Consider the following 21027-nt stretch of genomic DNA (forward strand, 5'->3'; position numbering starts at 1 on the left):
TGTCAACTGTCAACTGAATAATAACTTACACACATTATATTTATATGAAACAATTGTTTTTACTATTGCTTCCGGCAGTGGTATTCATGTCTTGTCATAGCCGGAAACAGGATGACGGGAATGCTGTTGCCGTAACATTAAAAGGAGATACGATACAGGTAGGAGCCGCTTCTCCCATTCTTTCCCGCCTGAAGACAGAGAAGATACAGCCCGAACTTTACAGCATTGAGTTCAGTACTTCAGGGGTTGTGAAGGCCATACCGTCCAATTATGCAGAAATAGCTTCGCCGTTTGCCGGACGTATCACGAAGTCTTTTGTCCGTCTGGGACAGAAAGTCGTGCCCGGTAGTCCGGTATTTGAAATCAGTTCACCGTCTTTCTTTGAAACGGGGAAAGTCTATTACCAGGCAAAACAGGAGATGGAGCTTGCCCGTAAAAGCCTTAAACGCGAACAAGACCTGGTACGTAACCGGGTGGGCGTCCAGAAAGAACTGGAAGAAGCCGAAGTGAACTACGAGTTGAAGAAGAAAGATTTCGAGAACGCCGAAGCCGCTCTGAAAGTGTTCCAGATAAATCCGGATGAGTTAGTGCTGGGACAGCCGTTGGTGGTCCGTTCCCCGATAGCCGGAGAGGTGGTGACAGACCGTATGGTAATCGGCCAGTATATAAAGGAAGATGCCGAGCCTGTAGCCGTTATCGCCAACCTGAATAAAGTATGGGTGGTTGCCCATGTAAAAGAAAAGGACTTGAACCTGATAAAGGCATTGAATGATGTGGAAATCCGTCTGGTAGCCCTGCCGGAGCAGCCTTTCACCGGAAAGATTTACCATATCAGCGAGATGCTGGATGAAGAAACACGTTCGGTTGAGGTATTGATAGAATGCGACAATACTTCCCGCCAGATGAAACCTGCCATGTACGGAACCGTGAAGCTGAGCGATAAAGCCGCCGAGGTAATCCGTATACCGACATCCGCTATCCTTCAGGAAGAAGAGGACTGCTATGTACTGGTATCGTTAGGCAATAACGAATACCGGAAGCAACGGGTATCGGTTGGGACTACGGCAGATAATAAAACCGTTATCCTGTCCGGTCTGGTTCCCGGTGATGAAATTGTGACAACAGGAGCGTTTTACTTATTAGATGCCCGGTAACGCCCTATGAAAAGACTGATATATATAGCGATACACCGGCGAGGGCTGATGTTCGTGTTGTTCCTGTTTTTAGCCATAGTAGGTTATTACTCATGGACACGGTTGGCAATTGATGCCTATCCCGATATTGCCGATACGACTGTGCAGGTCGTTACCCAGGTTCCCGGTCTGGCTGCCGAGGAGATAGAACAGCAGATCAGTATCCCTATCGAACGGGCGATGAACGGTCTGCCTGGTTTGAATGTCATGCGTAGCAAGAATACGTTCGGGCTTTCCACTGTCGTGCTTGTGTTTGATGACGGTATCGACGATTACTGGGCACGGCAGCGTGTGCAGGAACGTCTGGGGGATGTGGAACTGCCTTATCATGCGACTCCCGGATTGAACCCGCTGACATCGCCTACCGGAGAAATCTTCCGTTATGTGCTGGAAAGCGACCGGTTGGACCGGCGGGAACTGACAGACCTGCACAAGTGGGTGATTATCCCCCGCCTGAAACAAGTGACGGGTGTAGCCGATGTCAGTAACTTCGGCGGTATCACTACCCAGTACCAGATAGAGGTAGACCCGCATAAGATGGACCAGTACGATATAACCTTGGGTGATATCACTGAAAAGATAGAAAAGAATAACGTAAATGCCGGCGGTAGTATGCTGAGCCGGGGTGATTTAAGCTACGTAATCCGTGGAATCGGTCTGGTAAAGGATTTGGACGACCTGGGACATATTGTCCTTAAAACAGTGAATGGCGTTCCTGTCTACCTGAATGACATAGGTAAATTGAAATATGGCAACCTGGAACGTAAAGGAGTACTCGGCTTTACCGACAAGGACCGTGACTTCTCGGACGGTGTGGAAGGTATCGTGCAGATGCTCCGCGGAGAAAATCCTTCGACGGTATTGGAAGGAGTACATGCAGCCGTAGACGAACTGAATAACGAGACACTGCCGGAAGGAACGCATATCCATGTCTTTATGGACCGTACCGATTTGGTGAATATGACATTGAATACGGTATCGCATACGCTTTTCGAAGGAATGGTCTTGGTTATCCTGGTGCTTATCCTTTTCCTGGGTAGCTGGCGCGGGGCTTTGCTGGTTGCCCTTACGATTCCTCTTTCCTTGCTGATTGCCTTTATCCTGATGCACCTGACTAATATTCCGGCGAACCTGCTTTCTTTGGGAGCCATAGACTTCGGTATATTGGTGGATGGTGCGATTGTGATGATGGAAACAATCCTGAAGAAGCGTGAACGCCATCCGGAAGAGATATTGAATGAAGAGTCGATCCTGCGCCGTACGACGGAAGTGGCACGCCCAATCTTCTTCTCCACTTTGATTATCATTACGGCTTATCTGCCTTTGTTCGCTTTCGAGCATATTGAAAGCAAACTGTTTACTCCGATGGCTTATACGGTAGGTTATGCTTTGCTGGGCGCTTTGTGTGTGGCTTTGCTGCTTATCCCCGGACTGGCGTTTTATGCCTATCGTATGCCGCGTAAGATCTATCATAACCGTTGGCTGGAAAAGCTCTCGGAAGGGTACAATAAACAGATAACCGCTTTGCTTGAAAAGCCGAAACGGGTCATTCTGCCTTTTGTTGTGATTCTGGTAGGTGCGGGTATCCTTAGTTATACGGTAGGTAAAGATTTCCTTCCTCCGTTGGATGAGGGGGCTATCTGGATACAGGTGCAATTGCCTCCGGGTATCTCCATAGAGAAGTCGAAAGCGATGGGAGCAGAGCTGCGTAAAGCGTTGAAAGAGTTCGACGAAGTCTCTTATGTGATGACACAGGTAGGGCGTGACGATGAAGGAGCAGAGGCTTTCTCCCTTTCCCATATCGAATGCGGGGTAGGGTTGAAACCTTATAATACCTGGAAATATGGAAAGACAAAAGCCGACCTGATAGAGGAAATGTCTGCCAAATTATCTACTATGCCGGGCTACTCGGTAGGTTTCTCACAACCTATCATCGATATGGTAATGGATCAGATAGCCGGTGCACACAGTGACCTGGCTATGAAGATATACGGGGATGATATTACCGGAACCCGCCATATCGCGGAGCAGGTGGCAAATGTACTGAAACGGATACCGGGAGCTGTGGATGTGGCGGTGGACCAGGAACCTCCGTTACCCCAGTTGCAGATTATAGCAGACCGTGACCGTATCGCACAGTATGGGCTGAATGTCTCGGATGTAGCCGATTTGATAGAGCTTGCTATCGGCGGTCAGGCTATCTCCCAGATATTTGTCGGCAGTAAAAGCTATGATGTGATTTGCCGTTTCGGGGACGAAGACCGCAACTCGCCGGAACGTATCGGTAGCCTGTTGCTGACAACCGATGCCGGAGCCAAGATTCCTCTTTCGCAGGTGGCTGATATTAAAATGACAACAGGAGCCAGTACCATTACCCGTGAAATGAATAAGCGGCACCTTACCGTACGTGTCAACTTGCGTGGCGTGGATTTAACTGCTTTCTTGGAAAAGGCAAACCGTTTGATCGATAAGGAAATAAAATACGACCACGATGCTGTCCATCTGAAATGGGCCGGACAGTTCGAGAACCAGCAACGTGCGTATGGACGGTTGGCTGTAGTTGTGCCCCTGGCTTTGGGTATCATGTTGCTGTTGCTGTTTGCCGCCTGTGGAAAGTTCCGTCAGGCTGCCCTGATGATGTGTGTGGTTCCACTGGCTTTGTTTGGCGGTATGCTGGCTTTGAATGTCCGGGGAATGACCTTGAATGTCTCTTCGGCTGTAGGTTTTATTGCTTTGATTGGTGTAGCTATCCAGAACGGGGTGATTATGATTTCGCATATCAACAACTTGCGTACCCGCGACCGTGCATTCAAAGAGGCGGTAATAACCGGAACCAAACATCGCTTCCGTCCTATTCTGATGACGGCTACCGTGGCAGTGCTGGGTTTGCTTCCCGCTTCGTTGAGTACGGGCATCGGTTCCGATGTACAACGTCCGTTGGCAACCGTAATTGTATACGGGCTGCTGTTCGCTACCGTGATAACCTTGTATGTATTGCCTGCCTTGTATTATATGGTAGAGAAACATTATCTGGATAAAGAACCCTTGTCTGATGCTGATAAAAGTATCGGAAGCGGAGAGACCTTATTATAATGTATTAACCTCTGAAACAGATATAAATTAAAACATCGAACAAATGAAAATATATCTTTCCATCCTCTGTTTGTGCGCATCATGTATAGCGTCTGCCCAACAGATTGTACAACTTTCATACCGCCAGTATATGGAGAAGGTTGCAGAAGGGAACCTGGAATATGCCGCCGAACGGCTGAATATCGATATCTCCGAAGCTGAACTGACAGCTTCGAAGGTATTCAATGACCCGAATCTTGCTGTTTCTTATTTCAACAATGAAAACCGTACCCTGCAAATGGGTGAAGGTGTGGAAGTGGAACTGAGCAAGACTTTCACCTTTGGCAAACGGGGTGCCGGTATCGCCCTTGCACAGAGCGAAAGTGCATTGACAAGGGCTCTGCTGAACGACTATTTCCGTAACCTGCGTGCAGATGCAACGGTAGCCTATCTGGAAGCCCTGAAGCAGTATGAATTGTATAAGGTAAAAGAGAATGCTTATGAGAATATCCGGCGGCTTGCTGAAAGCGACAGTGTCCGTTTCTCTCTGGGGAAAATCATGGAGATAGATGCTACGCAAAGCCATTTGGAAGCGGATATTCTTCAAAATGAATTATTGCAGGCTGCGGCAGAGTTACATAATGCTTACTCTAATCTAAGCCTGTTGATTGGTTCTGCAACACGTGACACGCTTTATCAGCCGGAAGCGGGATTGCATATCCCGTCCCGTAGTTTTATTGTAGGAGATTTGCTTGCCACTGCCAATGAACAGCGTGCCGACCTTGTTGCTGCCCTGAAGAATAAGGAAGTCGCATCGAGAGCTTTGAAAGTGGCGCGCCGGGAACGTAATACCGATGTGGATTTATCCATAGCCGTGAGCCGGAACGGCAGGGTATATAATGAAGAAGCTCCCGCACCGCCTTTCACAGGTGTTACGGCAGGTATCGCTATCCCTCTTAAATTCTCCAATTTTAATAAGGGAACCGTCCGTGCAGCACGTTTCAGGGAACAACAAGCCGAGATGCAATATCAGCAGGCTTTGCTCCAGGTACAAAATGAAGTGATGCAGGCATACCGTAATTATGTGGTATTCTCCAGTCAGGTACAACATTACGAACAGGGAATGTTGCGTAAGGCACGTGAGGTAATCGACGGAAAAGTGTATAGCTACAACAGGGGAGAAGTATCCTTGTTGGAAGTACTGGATGCCCAGCGAACCTATGACGAGGTGCAGGCACAATACATAGAAACCTTGTTCAACCATAGCACATCGCTGGTAGAACTGGAAAAGAGTGCCGGGATTTGGGATATTGAATTATAAAGATTGGCATGAGTAAATTTGTATTATCTTTGTCCGGGTTATCTGCTGAACGCTACTAAGTTGCGGTGTAGGATAGCCAACTCGAAGATAATAAAAAATATACATATGATATTCTATTTCACAGGAACCGGAAACTCTTTTTGGGTAGCAAAAGAATTAGGCAAAGCCCTGAATGAACCTGTCGTATCCATAACCGGCCAGTTGCAAAGCGGGGAAAATGAATATACCTGGACCCTTCGGGAAGATGAAACCATCGTGTTTGTCTATCCGGTCCATTCATGGGGACCGGCAATTCCCATGACTCGTTTTGCCTCCCGCCTGAAACTTTCCGGGTACCGGAAACAATCTGTCTTTTCCGTCTGTACCTGTGGCGACGACTGCGGTTATACCGCAGATATGTTGGGAAAAACACTTGCTAAGCGGGGCATCACCCTCACCGCCGGCTATTCTGTTATCATGCCGAACAACTATATCCTGATGCCCGGCTTTAATGTCGATACGAAAGAAGTGGAGCAACAGAAGTTAAAAGATGCTCCATTGCGTATTGCTGCAATTGCAGAAGCTATAAAAGAGCATACAGACGTTAATTTATATAAGAAAGGAAGTGTGCCTTTCCTGAAAAGTTATCTGGTTAATCCTCTTTTTGTTAACTTTGCAACCGGAAAGAATTCTTTTCATATCACGGATACCTGCATATCCTGCGGACTGTGTGAAAAGATTTGTCCGACCCAAACAATAACACTGGTCGATGGCAAGCCCGTATGGGCGAATACCTGTGTTCAATGTGTCGCTTGTATCCATCGCTGTCCGGTACGGGCAATCGAATATGGAAAAGAGACCTTGAAGAAAGGGAGATACCATCATCCGGATATTAAATAATAAACACAATAAAGATGAAGCAATTCGTATTAGTAGCGCTGACTGCCCTGTTGATGGCAAGTTGTCAGGAAACGCCGAAAGGTTATGTGATAAACGGAGAAGTATCCGGTATGCCGGATGGAAAGATCTATCTTAAATCCTTCCGTAATAAAATGTTTTTTGATGTAGACACCGCCGAGATAAAAGACGGTAAGTTTACCTTTGAAGGTTCGGTAGAACAACCTCTGTTGTATGGACTGGCTACGGAACAGATGAATTATCCTATCCAGTTCTTTATCGAAAATGCACCGATGAATGTAACGATAAGCGGAGATGGCGATGTAATAACTGTCGGAAACTCACCGGTGAATGACATCTTCCTGCCGAATGCCGAAAAAATATTTGAAGACGGTTATAATATCGATAGCCTGATTACCAAATATCCGGATTCTCCGGCTGCCGCATTCTACCTGTACCGTTATTTCACCTACCAGTTGCCATTGGATGAATTGAAGGCAACCCGTGCTAAAATATCTCCGGCATTGGCAAACAGTCCGTATGTGAAGGATTTGGATGGCATTATCAAACAATTGGAAAATGTACAGATAGGAAAAACTGCTCCTGAATTTTCATTGCCCGATACAGCAGGCGTTTCTGTCTCCCTGTCCGATTTCAGAGGGAAATATGTATTACTTGATTTTTGGGCATCCTGGTGTCCCCCTTGCCGCCGTGAAAATCCGAATGTCGTAAAAGCATTCCAGGAATATAAGGATAAAAACTTTACGATTATCGGTATCTCACTCGATAATAATAAAGATAAATGGATGAAAGCCATAGCCGACGATAACCTGGCCTGGACACATGTCTCCGACCTGAAATACTGGGACTCCGAGATACCCGCCCTTTATGGTGTACGTGGTATCCCTGCCAATATCCTGCTGGACCCGAACGGAGTTATCATTGCACGGAATATAACAGGTGAGGATTTGCATAAAACACTTCAAGAAGTAATAAAATAACCGATGAGGAAATCAGTTTTCCTGCTTTTATCCATCCTTCTCTACACCTCTTTGCAGGCTGTGGAGAAGGATGTTTTTAATGAAGCAGTCCGTAATGCCGTTGCCCGGCAAATGAAGGCCTATCCGAAGTCTACATTAAAAGATTTGTATAAAAATTTCTTTCAGGATAAGTTTGGCCCGGGACATATCATTAGCGATACGACCTCTGCCGGAAACTATTTGCGGAGGGAGTTAGCTTCCTATTCGGAAATAGAAGGAGAGATTGCCGAACCTACCGGATGGGAGGGCAATTTCTATCGTGTAAACCTGTCCGTTATAAAAGAAGGGAAAATCCCTTATCAAACTTATTTTGACGCTTTTATCCGCAGTGTTCAGGGAATACAGCCTGTTGCTGTTTCCGACTGGCAAAAAGAGTGGCAAGCCATTGAATTAATTATCCGTTCCATGAATCTGTCCCTGCCCGGTTATGCCGACGACCGGAAAGAAATAGAGGAGCGTTTAGAGCGTGGCGAATATGTGGGGCACCATAGTAAAGTGTTTGAGGAAACCTATTCTCCCCATTATCGTATCATCAGTAAGCAAATATTTGAAAAAGAATTGCAACCTATGTTATAATATACTTATAGCCTGAAACTTATGGCTTGTCCTGATAGTTTTATTGTCAGATAGGATAAAGGTTATAACATAAATATGAGAATTGCAATCAGCGGTAGTTCAGGCTTTATAGGAAAACACCTTACAACATTTTTTGCAGGGCAGGGAGACACAGTCATTCCTTTGCCTCATTCCTTGTTCGGTAAAGAAGACGGCAAAGAATTGGAAGTTTCGCTTTCCGGTTGCGATGTTGTAATCAATCTGGCAGGTTCCACCATTAACCAACGATGGACGAATGCTTCTAAAAGAAATATGTTAAACAGCCGTATAGAGGTCACCCGCCAACTTGTTTCCGTTATAAACCATATGCCTGTCAAACCATCCCTTTTTATCTCTGCTTCGGCTGTCGGCATTTATCCCGATAGTGGAGTTTATACGGAAAGTAACCTGTCCGAAGGCCGTGGTTTTCTGGCGGAAGTTTGTAGCCGTTGGGAAGATGAGGCACAGAAACTTTCTCCCGATGTACGCCTTGCAATTACACGCTTTGGTGTGGTATTGGGAAAGGATGGAGGTGCATTTCCTAAAATGTTGCTGCCTTTCCGTTTATTTGCCGGAGGAAGAATAGCGTCTGGCAAACAAGGGTTTTCATGGATACATATCGATGATGTATTGCATGGTATACAGTTTGTTATCACCCGCGAGCATCTCTCCGGCATTATTAATTTTGTCTCTCCTGAACCGATAACCAACCAAATATTAACAGAAAGTATCGCTAAAGTACTACACCGTCCCGCTTGGATTCCTCTCCCTGCTTTTATCTTTCGTTTATTGTATGGAGAAGGCGAAGCCATGATTACCCACGGACAACAAGCCTATCCCGCCCGTTTATTATCAGCCGGCTATATTTTCCGTTATACGGATATACGTCGCGCGTTATATAGCCTTATCGGATAACTTCAAAACGATATTCCTCCTTCTACAGCCTTTTTTGTATCCTGATTGAATTTATGTTATTTGTGTAATATTTATTAAACTAAATATTAACATAAAAATAAGATTTATAGTGGTAAAAATAGGTTGTATATATTATATGTATTAAAATATAAGGTCTATGGTAAAATATAAATGACTAAAAAAACGTTCGTTTATTTTAGTCATTGCAAATGTATGTATTAAAAACGGTAAAACCAAAAGAAAAAATTATACAAATCTAATACTCTTCGACTTAGCTATTATGTAACATTCCTATAATTAAACACTTACATTGAATTTGATCGACTAAAATAAACGAACGTTTTTTTAGTCATCTGTTCTGCGTTTCACTTTTTGAAACAGCTAAAATAAACGAACGTTTTTTTAGTCCTCTTTCAATCAAAAGAAAGTGATAAATCAGTAAGCGATTCGTTAGTCTCATTTGGGAGTGACGAACCTTTTCGTGAACAAATAATACACTCTCATCTTATGAAAATCAGTGCTTTAATTACATTAGCATTGGGTACGAAATATTTTAACCGCTGGGTAATATTTCTTGCCGACTTATTTTTTTCAACCGGTTCCACCCTTACCGCTTTAGCTTTTGTTTCTTATTTATGGATGGGGGGAATTACAGAGGCCACACTTTGGACGATATTTCTATTATCCATCCTTTGCAGTGCGTTAAGTTTCTTTTTATGCCAGACCTATAAAGGAGTTATCCGTCACTCTTCTTTTACGGAAACAGGACGTATCGCCATGGCTTCTTCCTTGAAGATCGGTCTGATCGTACTCCTGTTAGTCGTCATTCCTGTCAATCTTCCTTTCCGTATACTCTTCTTAGGCGGATTAATCGATCTGTTTTTTACATTCTTCCTGTTAACGATTATCCGTGCCATCCTCATTATAACCTATTCAATCATAACCGATAGCGTAGCCACCTCTTGTGGCAGGTTCTTAATTTACGGGAAAAATATTCCGGCTACCTTATTGAGTGAAATATCCATTGCAGACCAACAAACATTCCGTATAGGGGGGTATCTCCTTATCGGTTCGCATACTTCCATGCGTATCGGCAAATATAAAGTCTATTCTATTGTTACTCAGTCTGAATTTAACAGGTTGGTAAACCGTAAAAATATTAAAGCGATACTGTTCGTAGACTATCAAACCGTAAAAGACGAAAGTGAGCGTTTGGTTCGCTATTGCGAGAAGAAGAAGGTCCATATGTTGATTTTGCCCTCCGTAGATGAACTCATAGAAGGTAAAAGGACCTTGCGTAATCTTCCGGAAGTCCGTATTGAAGACTTGTTGGGGCGTGATGAGATATGTATCAATATGAATGAGATAAGTGCATCGCTTAAAGATAAAGTGGTGCTGGTAACAGGTGCAGCCGGTTCTATTGGTAGCGAACTTTGCCGTCAGCTCTGTTCTTTCGGTTTAAAACAGCTTATCCTGTTCGACAGCGCGGAAACGCCCATGCATAATATCCGTCTCGAATTGGAGGACAAATATCCGGAAGTGGAGTTTTTTCCAATCATGGGCGATATCCGTATGATAGCACGTGTCGAAAGTGTATTCAGCCGTTATCATCCTCAGGTGGTTTTTCATGCTGCCGCTTACAAACATGTTCCTTTGATGGAAGAGAATCCTTGTGAAGCCGTCCATTCCAATGTCTATGGAACCCGTAACGTAGCAGATACGGCCGTCCGGTACAATGTGGAGAAATTCATAATGATTTCCACGGACAAGGCGGTAAACCCGACGAATGTCATGGGAGCCTCCAAACGCCTTGCCGAGATATATGTCCAAAGCCTTAGTATCGCAATCAGTAAAGGCCTGTATCCCGGTAAGACCCGCTTTATCACGACCCGTTTCGGAAATGTCTTGGGAAGTAACGGTTCCGTTATCCCCCGTTTCCGTGAACAGATAATGAAAGGAGGTCCCCTAACCGTAACCCATCCCGATATCGTCCGTTTCTTTATGACCATCCCCGAGGCCTGCCGTCTGGTTCTGGAAGCTGCCTTTATGGGTAAAGGAGATGAAATCTTTGTCTTTGATATGGGTACTCCCGTAAAGATAGCCGACCTTGCACGCCGCATGATTGAACTTGCCGGCCTTGTCCCTGATAAAGATATAGAGATAAAATATACTGGCCTCCGTCCCGGCGAGAAGCTCTACGAAGAATTACTTGCAACCAAAGAGAATACGATCCCAACCGGAAATACAAAAATCTTCCGAGCTAAAGTGAGGGAATATGATTTCAATAATGTCTCCACAGTGGTCAATCACTTGATAGATCTGGCTATTAAGGTGGATAAGTTGGAGATGGTAAGAGTTATGAAGTGGATTGTGCCGGAGTTTAAGAGTAAGAATTCGGAGTATGAGGTGTTGGATAAAGAAAAAGCAACAATATAAAACAAGATGAAAGTATTAGTAACGGGAGGCGCCGGTTTTATCGGTTCCAACCTCTGTGAAGCCTTGTTAAGTCAAGGACATACGGTAAGATGCCTGGATAATTTTGCAACGGGCAAAATTGAAAATCTTTTGCCTTTGTTGGAACAATATCCGGATACCTTTAAACTCATAGTTGGTGATATCCGTAATTTGGAAGATTGCCGAAAAGCAGTGGAAGGCATGGAATCCGTATTACATGAAGCGGCTTTAGGCTCCGTTCCCCGTTCCATTAAGGACCCGGTTACAACAAACGATGTTAATATCGGAGGCTTTCTGAATATGTTGGTTGCAGCACGCGATGCAGGAGTCCGGCGTTTCATCTTTGCCGCCAGTTCTTCCACGTATGGCGATAGCCAATCTTTACCGAAAGTAGAGGATGTAATAGGAAAGCCATTGTCCCCTTATGCAATTACCAAATACGTAGATGAATTATATGCAGATGTATTTGCCCGTACCTACAGTATCGAATATATCGGTCTGCGTTACTTCAATGTCTTTGGTCGCCGTCAGGACCCGTTCGGTGCTTATGCCGCCGTTATCCCCCTGTTTGTAAAGCAATTGATGAAACACGAAAGTCCTGTTATTAATGGCGATGGCGAATATAGCCGCGACTTTACTTATATCGATAATGTCGTTCAGATGAATCTGTTGGCTTTAACTACGGAAAACCCGAAAGCCATCAACCAAATCTATAATACAGCATTTGGCGAGCGTACCACATTAAACCAATTGGTGTCTTATCTGAAAGAATACTTAAGCGGATACGACCCGGCTATTGCCAAGGTGGAAGTTTTACACGGTCCGAATCGTATAGGTGATATACCTCATTCGCTGGCTTGTGTGGATAAAGCAAAAGAATTGTTGGGATATAATCCCGAATATAGCATGAAGGACGGTTTGAAAGAGGCTGTTAAATGGTATTGGAAGAATCTATAAACAGACAATAATTAATGAAAAAATGAATACAGAAGTAAAAATAGCCGTAATCGGTTTGGGGTATGTCGGATTGCCTTTGGCGCGTTTATTCTCTACAAAGTATAAGACAGTAGGCTTTGACATGAATCAAGCACGTGTTGATGCTTTGATGGCAGGACATGATGCCACGCTTGAAGTATCGGATGAATTATTACAGTCTGCGATAGCAAACGGTTTTGTCTGTACGGCAAATATGGAAGATATCCGTGACTGCAATTTCTATATAGTGGCAGTACCTACCCCCGTAGATGAAAATCATAATCCGGATTTAATGCCTTTATACGGAGCCAGTACCACGGTTGGTAAAGTAATCAGTAAAGGTGATATCGTAGTTTACGAGTCGACTGTTTATCCGGGAGTAACGGAAGACGAATGTATTCCCGTAGTAGAGAATGTTTCCGGTTTAAAATTTAATGAAGACTTTTTTGCAGGCTATTCACCGGAACGTATTAATCCCGGTGATAAGGAACATACAGTTGAAAAGATAAAGAAGGTAACTTCCGGTTCCACCCCTGAAACAGCTCAAAAAGTAAACCAAGTATATGCTTCTGTAATAACCGCCGGAACCCATTTAGCTCCATCCATAAAAGTTGCCGAAGCCGCCAAAGTAATAGAAAACTCCCAGCGGGATATAAATATCGCATTTGTAAACGAGCTATCTAAGATATTTAACCGGATGGGAATCGATACGCAAGATGTATTGGAAGCTGCTTCAACCAAATGGAACTTTTTGCCGTTTAAGCCGGGATTGGTAGGGGGGCATTGCATTGGCGTAGACCCATACTATTTGGCACAGTGTGCACAACGGCATGGATATAATCCGGAGATTATATTGGCTGGTCGTAGGATGAATGATGGGATGGGGGAATATGTGGTGAATGAAGTGATAAAACTGATGTTGAAAAAAGGTATTCAGGTACTAAATTCTAATGTATTGATTCTCGGGTTTACATTCAAAGAGAATTGTCCGGATGTGCGGAATACGAAAGTTATTGATATTTACAAAACATTATTAGAGTATGGAGTGAATATTACGGTCTATGATCCGTGGGCGAACCCTGCAATAGTGAAGCATGAGTATAATATGGATATTGTAACCGAGTTGTCCATGGATGCAAAATTTGAAACCGTAATTTTGGCTGTTGCCCACGATGAATTTAAAAGGATGGACATTGCTTCTTTCCAATCTGATAATGGAATCACGTATGATGTAAAAGGGGCACTGACAATGCATGTTAATGGTAAATTATGATTGTATCGTCCATTTATACCCCTATATATGACAATGAGTTCAAATCATTGTTATTTATAATCATTTGTTCCATATTAGTCTCCTTATTCATAAAAAGCTCAAAATCTCGATTTAGTACATTTATTCTTTTGGGATTTATATTGCGGCTGCTACTGATGTTTGCCGACTATTATAAATGGTTTCCGATACTTAATTCAGGTGTAGATAGTGAAGCTTTTAATAGAATTGCAGTGATGAATCAAAGTTCATCTGAAATCCTGTCTAGAACGAACTATACTTATTTCCTTACATTAATATATTATTTGACAGATTCGTCCAGGTTGATTGCACAATATTTCAATGTTCTTTTTGGTTTGGGTGTCGTTATTCTTGTACAGAAAAGTATTGCAACGTTTCGTGTAAACCGGAAGGCTGAGAATGTGGCAATGGCTGTGGTAATCCTTCTACCAAATCTGATTATATTTTCAGGCATTTTACTAAGGGAAGCTTGGGTCGAGTTTTTTGTGGCTGCATCCTTGTATTGCTTTTTGAAATGGTTCCGTACAGGTGGTACCCAATACATGGTGTTCGTGATAACTTATATGCTCGCTGCTATGTGGATGCATTCTGGAGTTGTTGGATTGTTAGCAGGTTATCTTGTTGCTTTTATTACTTACAATCCTCGTAAGTATAGAGTTGATTTTTTGTCTGGTACTATTTTTCGACTAATTCTATTGGTTTTATTGGTTGTAGGCTTTATGGGCTACTCTGAGATGTTTACTGGTAAATTTAATAAATATGAATCGGTTGATGATATTGTTGATGTAACTAATTACAAAGGTGGTGGAGGTTCGGATTACTTAACTTGGATAAATGTAAATAGTGTTTCATTGAGTCTGCTTTTTTCACCATTGAAGATGCTCTACTTCCTTTTTTCACCATTACCAACAGAATGGCGGGGAATAAATGATGTGATTGGCTTTTTAATAGACGGGAGTGTGTATTTGTTTTTAATATATAAAATAGTTCGTTCTGAAGTTGCGTCAAGAATTCCTAAGCTATTGAAACGCTATTTGCTAATCTCAGTGTTGGTTGCAACTTTTATTTTTGCCTATGGAACAACAAATGCTGGTACAGCCTTCAGGCATAGAGCGAAGCTTTTGCCGGTAATCCTTATTACGTATGTTGTTTCTACCGGCGTACAAAGAAAACAATCAAGAAAATAATATAGAAATGGAAACAAAACCAATTGCCATTTGCAGGAATGAACGTATATGGCATCATAAGGGAGATTGGAGTGTCCAAATGATTGAGTATTGCGAGAAAGCTAAAATCAATTACGAAATGGTTGATCCGTATACTCCGGTTTTTATTGAACAGATGGACAAATACAGTGTTTTAGTGTGGTGCATCCAAAATTACCTTTGGGCTGATTTATTAGAAGCTCGTAATATTTTGCGTATCGCTGAACGGAAAGGTTTACGTGTATTCCCAAATCAAAATACTTCCTGGCATTTTGATGATAAGATTGCTGAAATGTATGCTTTTAAATCTATTGGAGCTCCTATCCCGAAGAGCTGGGCATTCTACTTATTAGAAGATACGCTTCATTTTTTGCGTAAGGAGGCAACCTATCCTTTGGTTGCAAAACTTCGTTGTGGTTCCGGAGCAAGCAATGTGAAACTGCTCAGGAATCAATCACAAGCAGTAAGATACGCACGACGGATGTTTTCACGCGGTTACGATCCGTCTCCGAGTCTTCTTTATAAAGCCTATTCTAAAGCTCAGTCGTCGCACGATTGGAAAACGATAATCAGTAGAATTAAGAAGGTTACTGATTTTCTTTATACACGTTCTCATGCCAAACAAATGCCTATAGAAAAGGGATATTGTTATTTTCAAAGTTTTGTGGAGAATGATGGTTACGACATCAAAGTAATAGTAATAGGGGATAAACTTACCTATATTATTCGTAGTGTTCGAAAGGGAGATTTTAGAGCATCTGGTGGAGGGGATCTTTTCTATGATAGAGCTTACATAACGAAACAAATATTAGAGTCTGCATTTGACTCGGCTGATAGGCTTGGATTACAGTGTGTGGGATTTGATTATGTTGTAGATAAATCAAGTGGTATAGGATTGATTATTGAAATGTGCTATGGCTTTGATTTTGAATCTGCAACCGCAGCAGGTGGATACTTTAGACGGGATGGTGTTTGGATAGATGAACCATTGAATATACCAGTTGAAATAATATCAAATTTAATGCATGGTTGACAATGTAATTATTGCTCTAACTACGAAATAGAGGACATTGGATAATAATAAACAAATATAAGATGGAGAAATATCTAATATAATTAAAAAAAATATATTTATTATTAGTCTATTAGCCCTTGCGTTTAAGAGGAAGTTTTGTCGGTTATAATGCGAAAATTATCTCACCTCCAATTTTCCCTCATAGAGTTACGAAGTTGATAATATCCATGCTGGGGGTATATGTGTTGTGATTTCAGAGCAGAGGCGTCTTTCAAAATATGCTTATAAATTAGGCTATGGGGATGGTGATATTGCACTTCTGGAAATTAATTTAATAAATCAAGGTAGTTGGTTTCCTCAGATTGTCTGTGAGAAAGGTCTATTTGGTGAGAACTCCGGAAAAATAATAAAATTACTAAAGAATGAATAGAATCTTACATGTATTTTCGGTAATGAATCGGGGAGGTTCAGAAACGATGATTATGAATTATTATCGTGCAATGGATCGAACGAATATTCAATTTGACTTTGTAGTCCATACTCGGGAAAAGGGTGCTTATGATAATGAAATAGAAAGACTTGGTGGGCGAATATATTATGTGCCATTTTTATACGGATACAATATCTTTACTTACCAGAAAGCGTGGGCGGTCTTCTTTAGAGCTCATCCAGAGTATAAAATCGTCCATGTTCATTATTTCACTGTCGCTGGGGCAATAATGCCCGTTGCCCGTAGATGTAATGTCCCCGTTCGCATTGTTCACTGTCATACAGCATCAAATAAGATGCCATTTTTAAGACTAATAAGATTCCATTTACTACATTCTTCGGCTATTCGCAATGCTACAGACCGATTTGCCTGTGGCAAGGATGCTGGTAAATTTTTCTTTGGAGAAAAGAGATTTACCATTATGAATAATGCAATAGATGCTTCATCGTTTCGTTTTAATCAAGAGCTGAGAGAAAAAAAAAGGGAAGAACTCGGTTTAAGTGGCAAGTTTGTTATTGGTAATATTGCCAGATTTAATATACAGAAAAATCATACATTTATAATTGATGTTTTTGCAGAAGTTTGTAAGATTAATTCTTGTGCAGTACTGTTATTGATCGGTGATGGTCAACCTCTAAGAGGTAAGATTGAGCAAAAAGTAGCAACTTTAGGTTTGACTGATAGGGTCATCTTTGCCGGTGTGCGTTCTGATATTCCCGAATTGTTACAAGCGATGGATGTCTTTCTTTTCCCTTCGCTGTGGGAAGGACTTCCTGTGACAATGATTGAGGCACAGGCGGCAGGATTAAGAGTTGTGGCTTCTGATACGGTAACAACAGAGGTAAATATTACGGAGTTGGTAGATAACTTATCATTGAATAGTTCACCAAAGATATGGGCCGAAAAAATTAATCAATCTGGTTGTGATTACTTCCACTCTGATACATTTAACCAAATATGCAATGCTAATTATGATATAAAAAACAATGTTATTTGGTTGGAAAATTATTATAAAAATATTCAAGGTGATGAATAAGATAAAGATACTTTACTATGGTTTGTCAACAAGGCAAGGTGGTATAGAAACATATCTAAAGAAAATATTTGATAACATTGATCGTAATAGGTTTGAAATATATTTTATTAAAGTAGCAGATAAAGTTTGTTTCGAAGATTATTTTAAGGAAAAAGGGGCTAAATTTTACTTCATAGGAAGACGAAGTAATCCCTTTTATTACATCAAAATGCTGGTGCAATTATTTAGGAAAGAGAAAGTCAGTATTGTTCATGTAAATCTTAATACACTTAGTAGTGCGGAGTTGATTTACATTGCATTACTATATAAATGTAAAGTTATAGTCCACAGTCGAAGTTCAATGAATGCCGGTTCTGTGCTTACTTTATTATTACATACCTTGAATAGGTATTTACTACGAAACAAAAATGTAACAAGAATAGCTGTTTCTGATGTTGCTGGCAAATGGTTATTTGGTTCCAGTAATATATACAACGTATACCCGAATGGTGTCGATACATGTAAGTTTATATATAATAAGACTTCAAGAAATGAAATACGAAAAAAATATAGTATTTCAGAAAATGATGTTCTAATTGGACATGTAGGTCATTTGAGTTATCCTAAGAACCAGTCATTTCTTATCAGATTATTGCCAATGCTACAGCGATTAAATAAGAGTTATAAACTAATGCTTGTTGGTGATGGTTGTGATAAACAGCGATTAATAGACTATGTATCTGAAATTGGAATGATTGATTCTATATTTTTTGTAGGTAGACAAAATGATGTTGAAAAATACTATTCAGCATTTGATATTTTCTGTTTCCCTTCATTTTTTGAAGGTTTCCCTAATGCTGTATTAGAAGCTGAAGCTTCTGGATTGATTCCCATTATCTCGGATCAACTAACTACAGAGGTTATGTTAGAGAATAGAGCTCAACAAATACCTCTTAAGGAGTCATTGTGGGTAGATGCAATATCAAAGTGTAAAATTAGTGACAAGAGAAAACATGCGGTAGATCTTATTAAACAGGCAAAACTTGATGTCACTTCAGAAGTAGAGCGATTGGAAAATTTGTATATAAGTATGATAAAATGATGAGTGATTTTTTTAGGCGATTTAAACAGCAAACATTTAGTTTAAGAGTTAATGTGACAGACTCTTGCCCTTTCTATATAGATTATTTTAAGGTACTAAAAGAAATTAATTCAAATAAATATTCACTTATCATTAATGCGGATCCTTTTTTATATTCATATAAAGATATTCTTTATCTTTTCTATGAAGAAAAAAATATAGATACTCCGGGAGTTATTAAAATGACAAAATCAACAGATGGAAAGATTTGGACTGATTCTGTTATCATTATTAAAGAAGATTTTCATTTATCATTCCCTTTTGTTTTTGAATATGAAGATCATATTTATATAATTCCTGAATCAAATGCTGATAAGTCTATTAGAATATATATTTCTAATTCGGATTTGTCAGAATGGAGATTTGAGAAAAAGATTCTTGAGGGAGAACACTATAGAGATAGTTCAATCATAAGGCATAATAATACTTATTATATTTTTACAACAGTAATTGAAAAAGGTGAGTATGTTTTGAAATTGTTTTATTCGGATTCCCTTTTTGATAAATGGAGTGAACATCCAAAGTCTCCTATAGCGCGTGGAATGAATATAGCTCGTAATGGAGGTGCTGTATTTCTTTTTGAGAACAAATTAATACGACCTGTGCAATATTGTTTTCCATATTATGGAAAAGGATTAGGTTTTTGTGAGATAATGACATTGTCAAAGAATGAATACGCGGAAATGTTATTTATGGATAATTTTTATCTGAAATCAATTCCGTTTTATAATCAGGGAGGACATCATTTTTGTATAACTGAATTTAAAGGTGAAAATGTAATAGCTACAGATAGAGTGCGGTACTCCTTCTCTTCTCGTTCAATATATAATGGAATTAAACGGGGTGTGAAAAAATGTTTGGGGATTTGGGGGTGATAGAATATTATGGGTAAAATGCAGATATATTATTTATGAATAGTATTGAAGCTATATTATGTATTAATAAACAAAATATGAATAATGTCTAAGATTACGGATTTGTCAAATTCAAAGCAGGTTTTATGGCTTGTATTAGGTAGTATTATTTCATTCTGTTTTGCTATTTTTTCTACTGCTATATTAAGTAGATATTTTACAAAAGATGATTACGGAACATATAGGCAAGTTATATTTATTTATACAACATTACTTGAGATTTTTACATTTGGTTTACCTAAAGCATTCAGTTATTTTTTAGCTCGAATATCGGTGGAAAATGGTAGAGGGGTTTCTAATAGATTAAATTTTTGTCTTATTCTTATAGGAGGTGCCTTTTCTGTAACACTACTTGTTTCTTCATCTTTGATTGCACAATTGTTAAATAATCCAAGTTTGTCATACGCACTTAAACTATTTTCACCTGTACCTTTGTTTATGCTTCCAACAATGGGGCTTGATGGAATATGTGCAACCTATAGAAATACAAGAAAATTAGCAGTATATACTATTTTTAGTAGAGTTGTGATGTTTGTTTGTATTGTATTTCCGGTCATTTTGTTTGGCGCTAATTATTTGGTTTCAATCATTGGTTATTCTATCTCATCAGTATTGATGTTTATTTTAGCTATGTATATGAAGAATTCTTTTTATGTGGGTTTTGTCTCAACTCATTGTATTGTGTCTTATAGAGAGATATTTAACTATGTTCTTCCTATATTGGGTGGCTCTTTATTTTCTATTATATTTTCTTTTTTAAGTAATTTTTTTGTGAGTAGATATTTTGGGACTCAGGCTTTTGCTGTGTATGCAAATGGAACTTTAGATATACCTTTTGTGACAATCTTAACAACTTCAATAACGGCTGTTTTGGTTCCGTTATTTGCGAATTATTCTTCTATAAATGCTAGAAAAGAAATGTTGTTGTTGTGGAATAAATCAGTAAGTAAAATAATTATATTGACTTATCCAGTAGTTTTATTTTGTGTGGTTTTTGCCAATGATATTATTGTTGTTTTATATGGGGAAAAATATCTTGGTTCGGCTGTTTTTTTTCAGATAAATTCTCTCTCTAATTTATTTACTATAGTTAATTTCTCTCCTTTGATTTTTGCGATAGGAAAAGTGAAACAATATATGTTAGTACAAGCTATATCTGTGATTTTATTAATACCATTACAATATATTATGGCAGAATATTTCCATTCATTATGCTTGATATTGTTGTCTTATATTTTTGTTAGAATTATTATTATAATTATGTATATATATATAATGTCTGATTTTTTGAATGTTCGATTTTTTAATCTTATACCCTGGAAGATAATATTAAATATTCTATCGGTTGTTGCCTTTATATTGTTAATTATTAGGGCACTGCTAAATATTGATAATCATATTGCCGATTTGTTTGTTGGTGGTGGTGTTTTTATTATCTCGTATTTCCTTTGGTTGAAAATAATAAAGAAAGATAAAATGTATGTGTCTATTATAAAATCAATAATTAACTGACTTA

16 protein-coding genes are annotated in these 21027 nt (G+C 40.1%); all 16 read left to right on the forward strand.

The annotated features are described in order from the left end of the window. Positions 1 to 44: 44 nt before the first annotated feature. The 16 genes from ACGE0T_RS04960 to ACGE0T_RS05035 all read left to right on the forward strand — a co-directional run bounded on the left by ACGE0T_RS04960 (position 45) and on the right by ACGE0T_RS05035 (position 21023). Positions 45 to 1154 carry an efflux RND transporter periplasmic adaptor subunit gene (locus ACGE0T_RS04960; protein ID WP_459189431.1) on the forward strand — a complete coding sequence of 370 codons (1110 nt, stop codon included), beginning with the start codon at positions 45 to 47 and terminating at the stop codon, positions 1152 to 1154. A gap of 6 nt (positions 1155 to 1160) precedes the next feature. After that, entirely contained in the window at positions 1161 to 4286 is a 3126-nt protein-coding gene (locus tag ACGE0T_RS04965) for an efflux RND transporter permease subunit (RefSeq protein ID WP_459189432.1), read from the forward strand. 43 nt (positions 4287 to 4329) lie between these two features. Continuing rightward, positions 4330 to 5586, forward strand: a complete 1257-nt coding sequence (locus ACGE0T_RS04970) for a TolC family protein (protein WP_459189433.1) — start codon at positions 4330 to 4332, stop codon at positions 5584 to 5586. A 105-nt stretch (positions 5587 to 5691) separates the two neighbouring features. Beyond that, positions 5692 to 6465 carry an EFR1 family ferrodoxin gene (locus ACGE0T_RS04975; RefSeq protein WP_459189434.1) on the forward strand — a complete coding sequence of 258 codons (774 nt, stop codon included), beginning with the start codon at positions 5692 to 5694 and terminating at the stop codon, positions 6463 to 6465. A gap of 14 nt (positions 6466 to 6479) precedes the next feature. Next, entirely contained in the window at positions 6480 to 7463 is a 984-nt protein-coding gene (locus ACGE0T_RS04980; protein ID WP_459189435.1) for a redoxin domain-containing protein, read from the forward strand. 3 nt (positions 7464 to 7466) lie between these two features. Then, a complete protein-coding gene (locus ACGE0T_RS04985; protein ID WP_459189436.1) occupies positions 7467 to 8078 on the forward strand; it encodes a hypothetical protein in 612 nt (203 codons plus the stop codon). 75 nt (positions 8079 to 8153) lie between these two features. Beyond that, positions 8154 to 9011, forward strand: coding sequence for a TIGR01777 family oxidoreductase (locus tag ACGE0T_RS04990; RefSeq protein WP_459189437.1), 858 nt, complete (start codon positions 8154 to 8156; stop codon positions 9009 to 9011). Between the two features lie 507 nt (positions 9012 to 9518). Continuing rightward, positions 9519 to 11447, forward strand: a complete 1929-nt coding sequence (locus ACGE0T_RS04995) for a UDP-N-acetylglucosamine 4,6-dehydratase family protein (RefSeq protein ID WP_459189438.1) — start codon at positions 9519 to 9521, stop codon at positions 11445 to 11447. Between the two features lie 6 nt (positions 11448 to 11453). Then, positions 11454 to 12422: an SDR family oxidoreductase gene (locus tag ACGE0T_RS05000; protein WP_459189439.1), complete on the forward strand. Its 969-nt coding sequence runs from the start codon at positions 11454 to 11456 to the stop codon at positions 12420 to 12422. Positions 12423 to 12444: 22 nt separating this feature from the next. Then, the gene (locus ACGE0T_RS05005) at positions 12445 to 13713 is read left to right on the forward strand and encodes a nucleotide sugar dehydrogenase (RefSeq protein WP_459189440.1); all 1269 of its coding nucleotides are present in this window, start codon (positions 12445 to 12447) and stop codon (positions 13711 to 13713) included. Between the two features lie 155 nt (positions 13714 to 13868). After that, complete coding sequence (locus ACGE0T_RS05010) at positions 13869 to 14918, forward strand: hypothetical protein (RefSeq protein WP_459189441.1); 1050 nt, start codon at positions 13869 to 13871, stop codon at positions 14916 to 14918. Positions 14919 to 14925: 7 nt separating this feature from the next. Further along, positions 14926 to 15969 carry an ATP-grasp domain-containing protein gene (locus ACGE0T_RS05015; RefSeq protein WP_459189442.1) on the forward strand — a complete coding sequence of 348 codons (1044 nt, stop codon included), beginning with the start codon at positions 14926 to 14928 and terminating at the stop codon, positions 15967 to 15969. Positions 15970 to 16373: 404 nt separating this feature from the next. After that, entirely contained in the window at positions 16374 to 17477 is a 1104-nt protein-coding gene (locus ACGE0T_RS05020) for a glycosyltransferase family 1 protein (protein WP_459189443.1), read from the forward strand. Further along, a complete protein-coding gene (locus tag ACGE0T_RS05025) occupies positions 17470 to 18558 on the forward strand; it encodes a glycosyltransferase (protein WP_459189444.1) in 1089 nt (362 codons plus the stop codon). Before ACGE0T_RS05020 ends, ACGE0T_RS05025 begins: the two co-directional genes overlap by 8 nt. Further along, positions 18555 to 19472, forward strand: coding sequence for a glucosamine inositolphosphorylceramide transferase family protein (locus ACGE0T_RS05030; RefSeq protein WP_459189445.1), 918 nt, complete (start codon positions 18555 to 18557; stop codon positions 19470 to 19472). The genes ACGE0T_RS05025 and ACGE0T_RS05030 overlap by 4 nt, the downstream gene beginning before the upstream one ends. An 84-nt stretch (positions 19473 to 19556) precedes the next feature. Then, complete coding sequence (locus ACGE0T_RS05035; RefSeq protein ID WP_459189446.1) at positions 19557 to 21023, forward strand: oligosaccharide flippase family protein; 1467 nt, start codon at positions 19557 to 19559, stop codon at positions 21021 to 21023. Positions 21024 to 21027 lie beyond the last annotated feature (4 nt).

The sequence above is a fragment of the Parabacteroides sp. APC149_11_2_Y6 genome, from assembly GCF_054506995.1.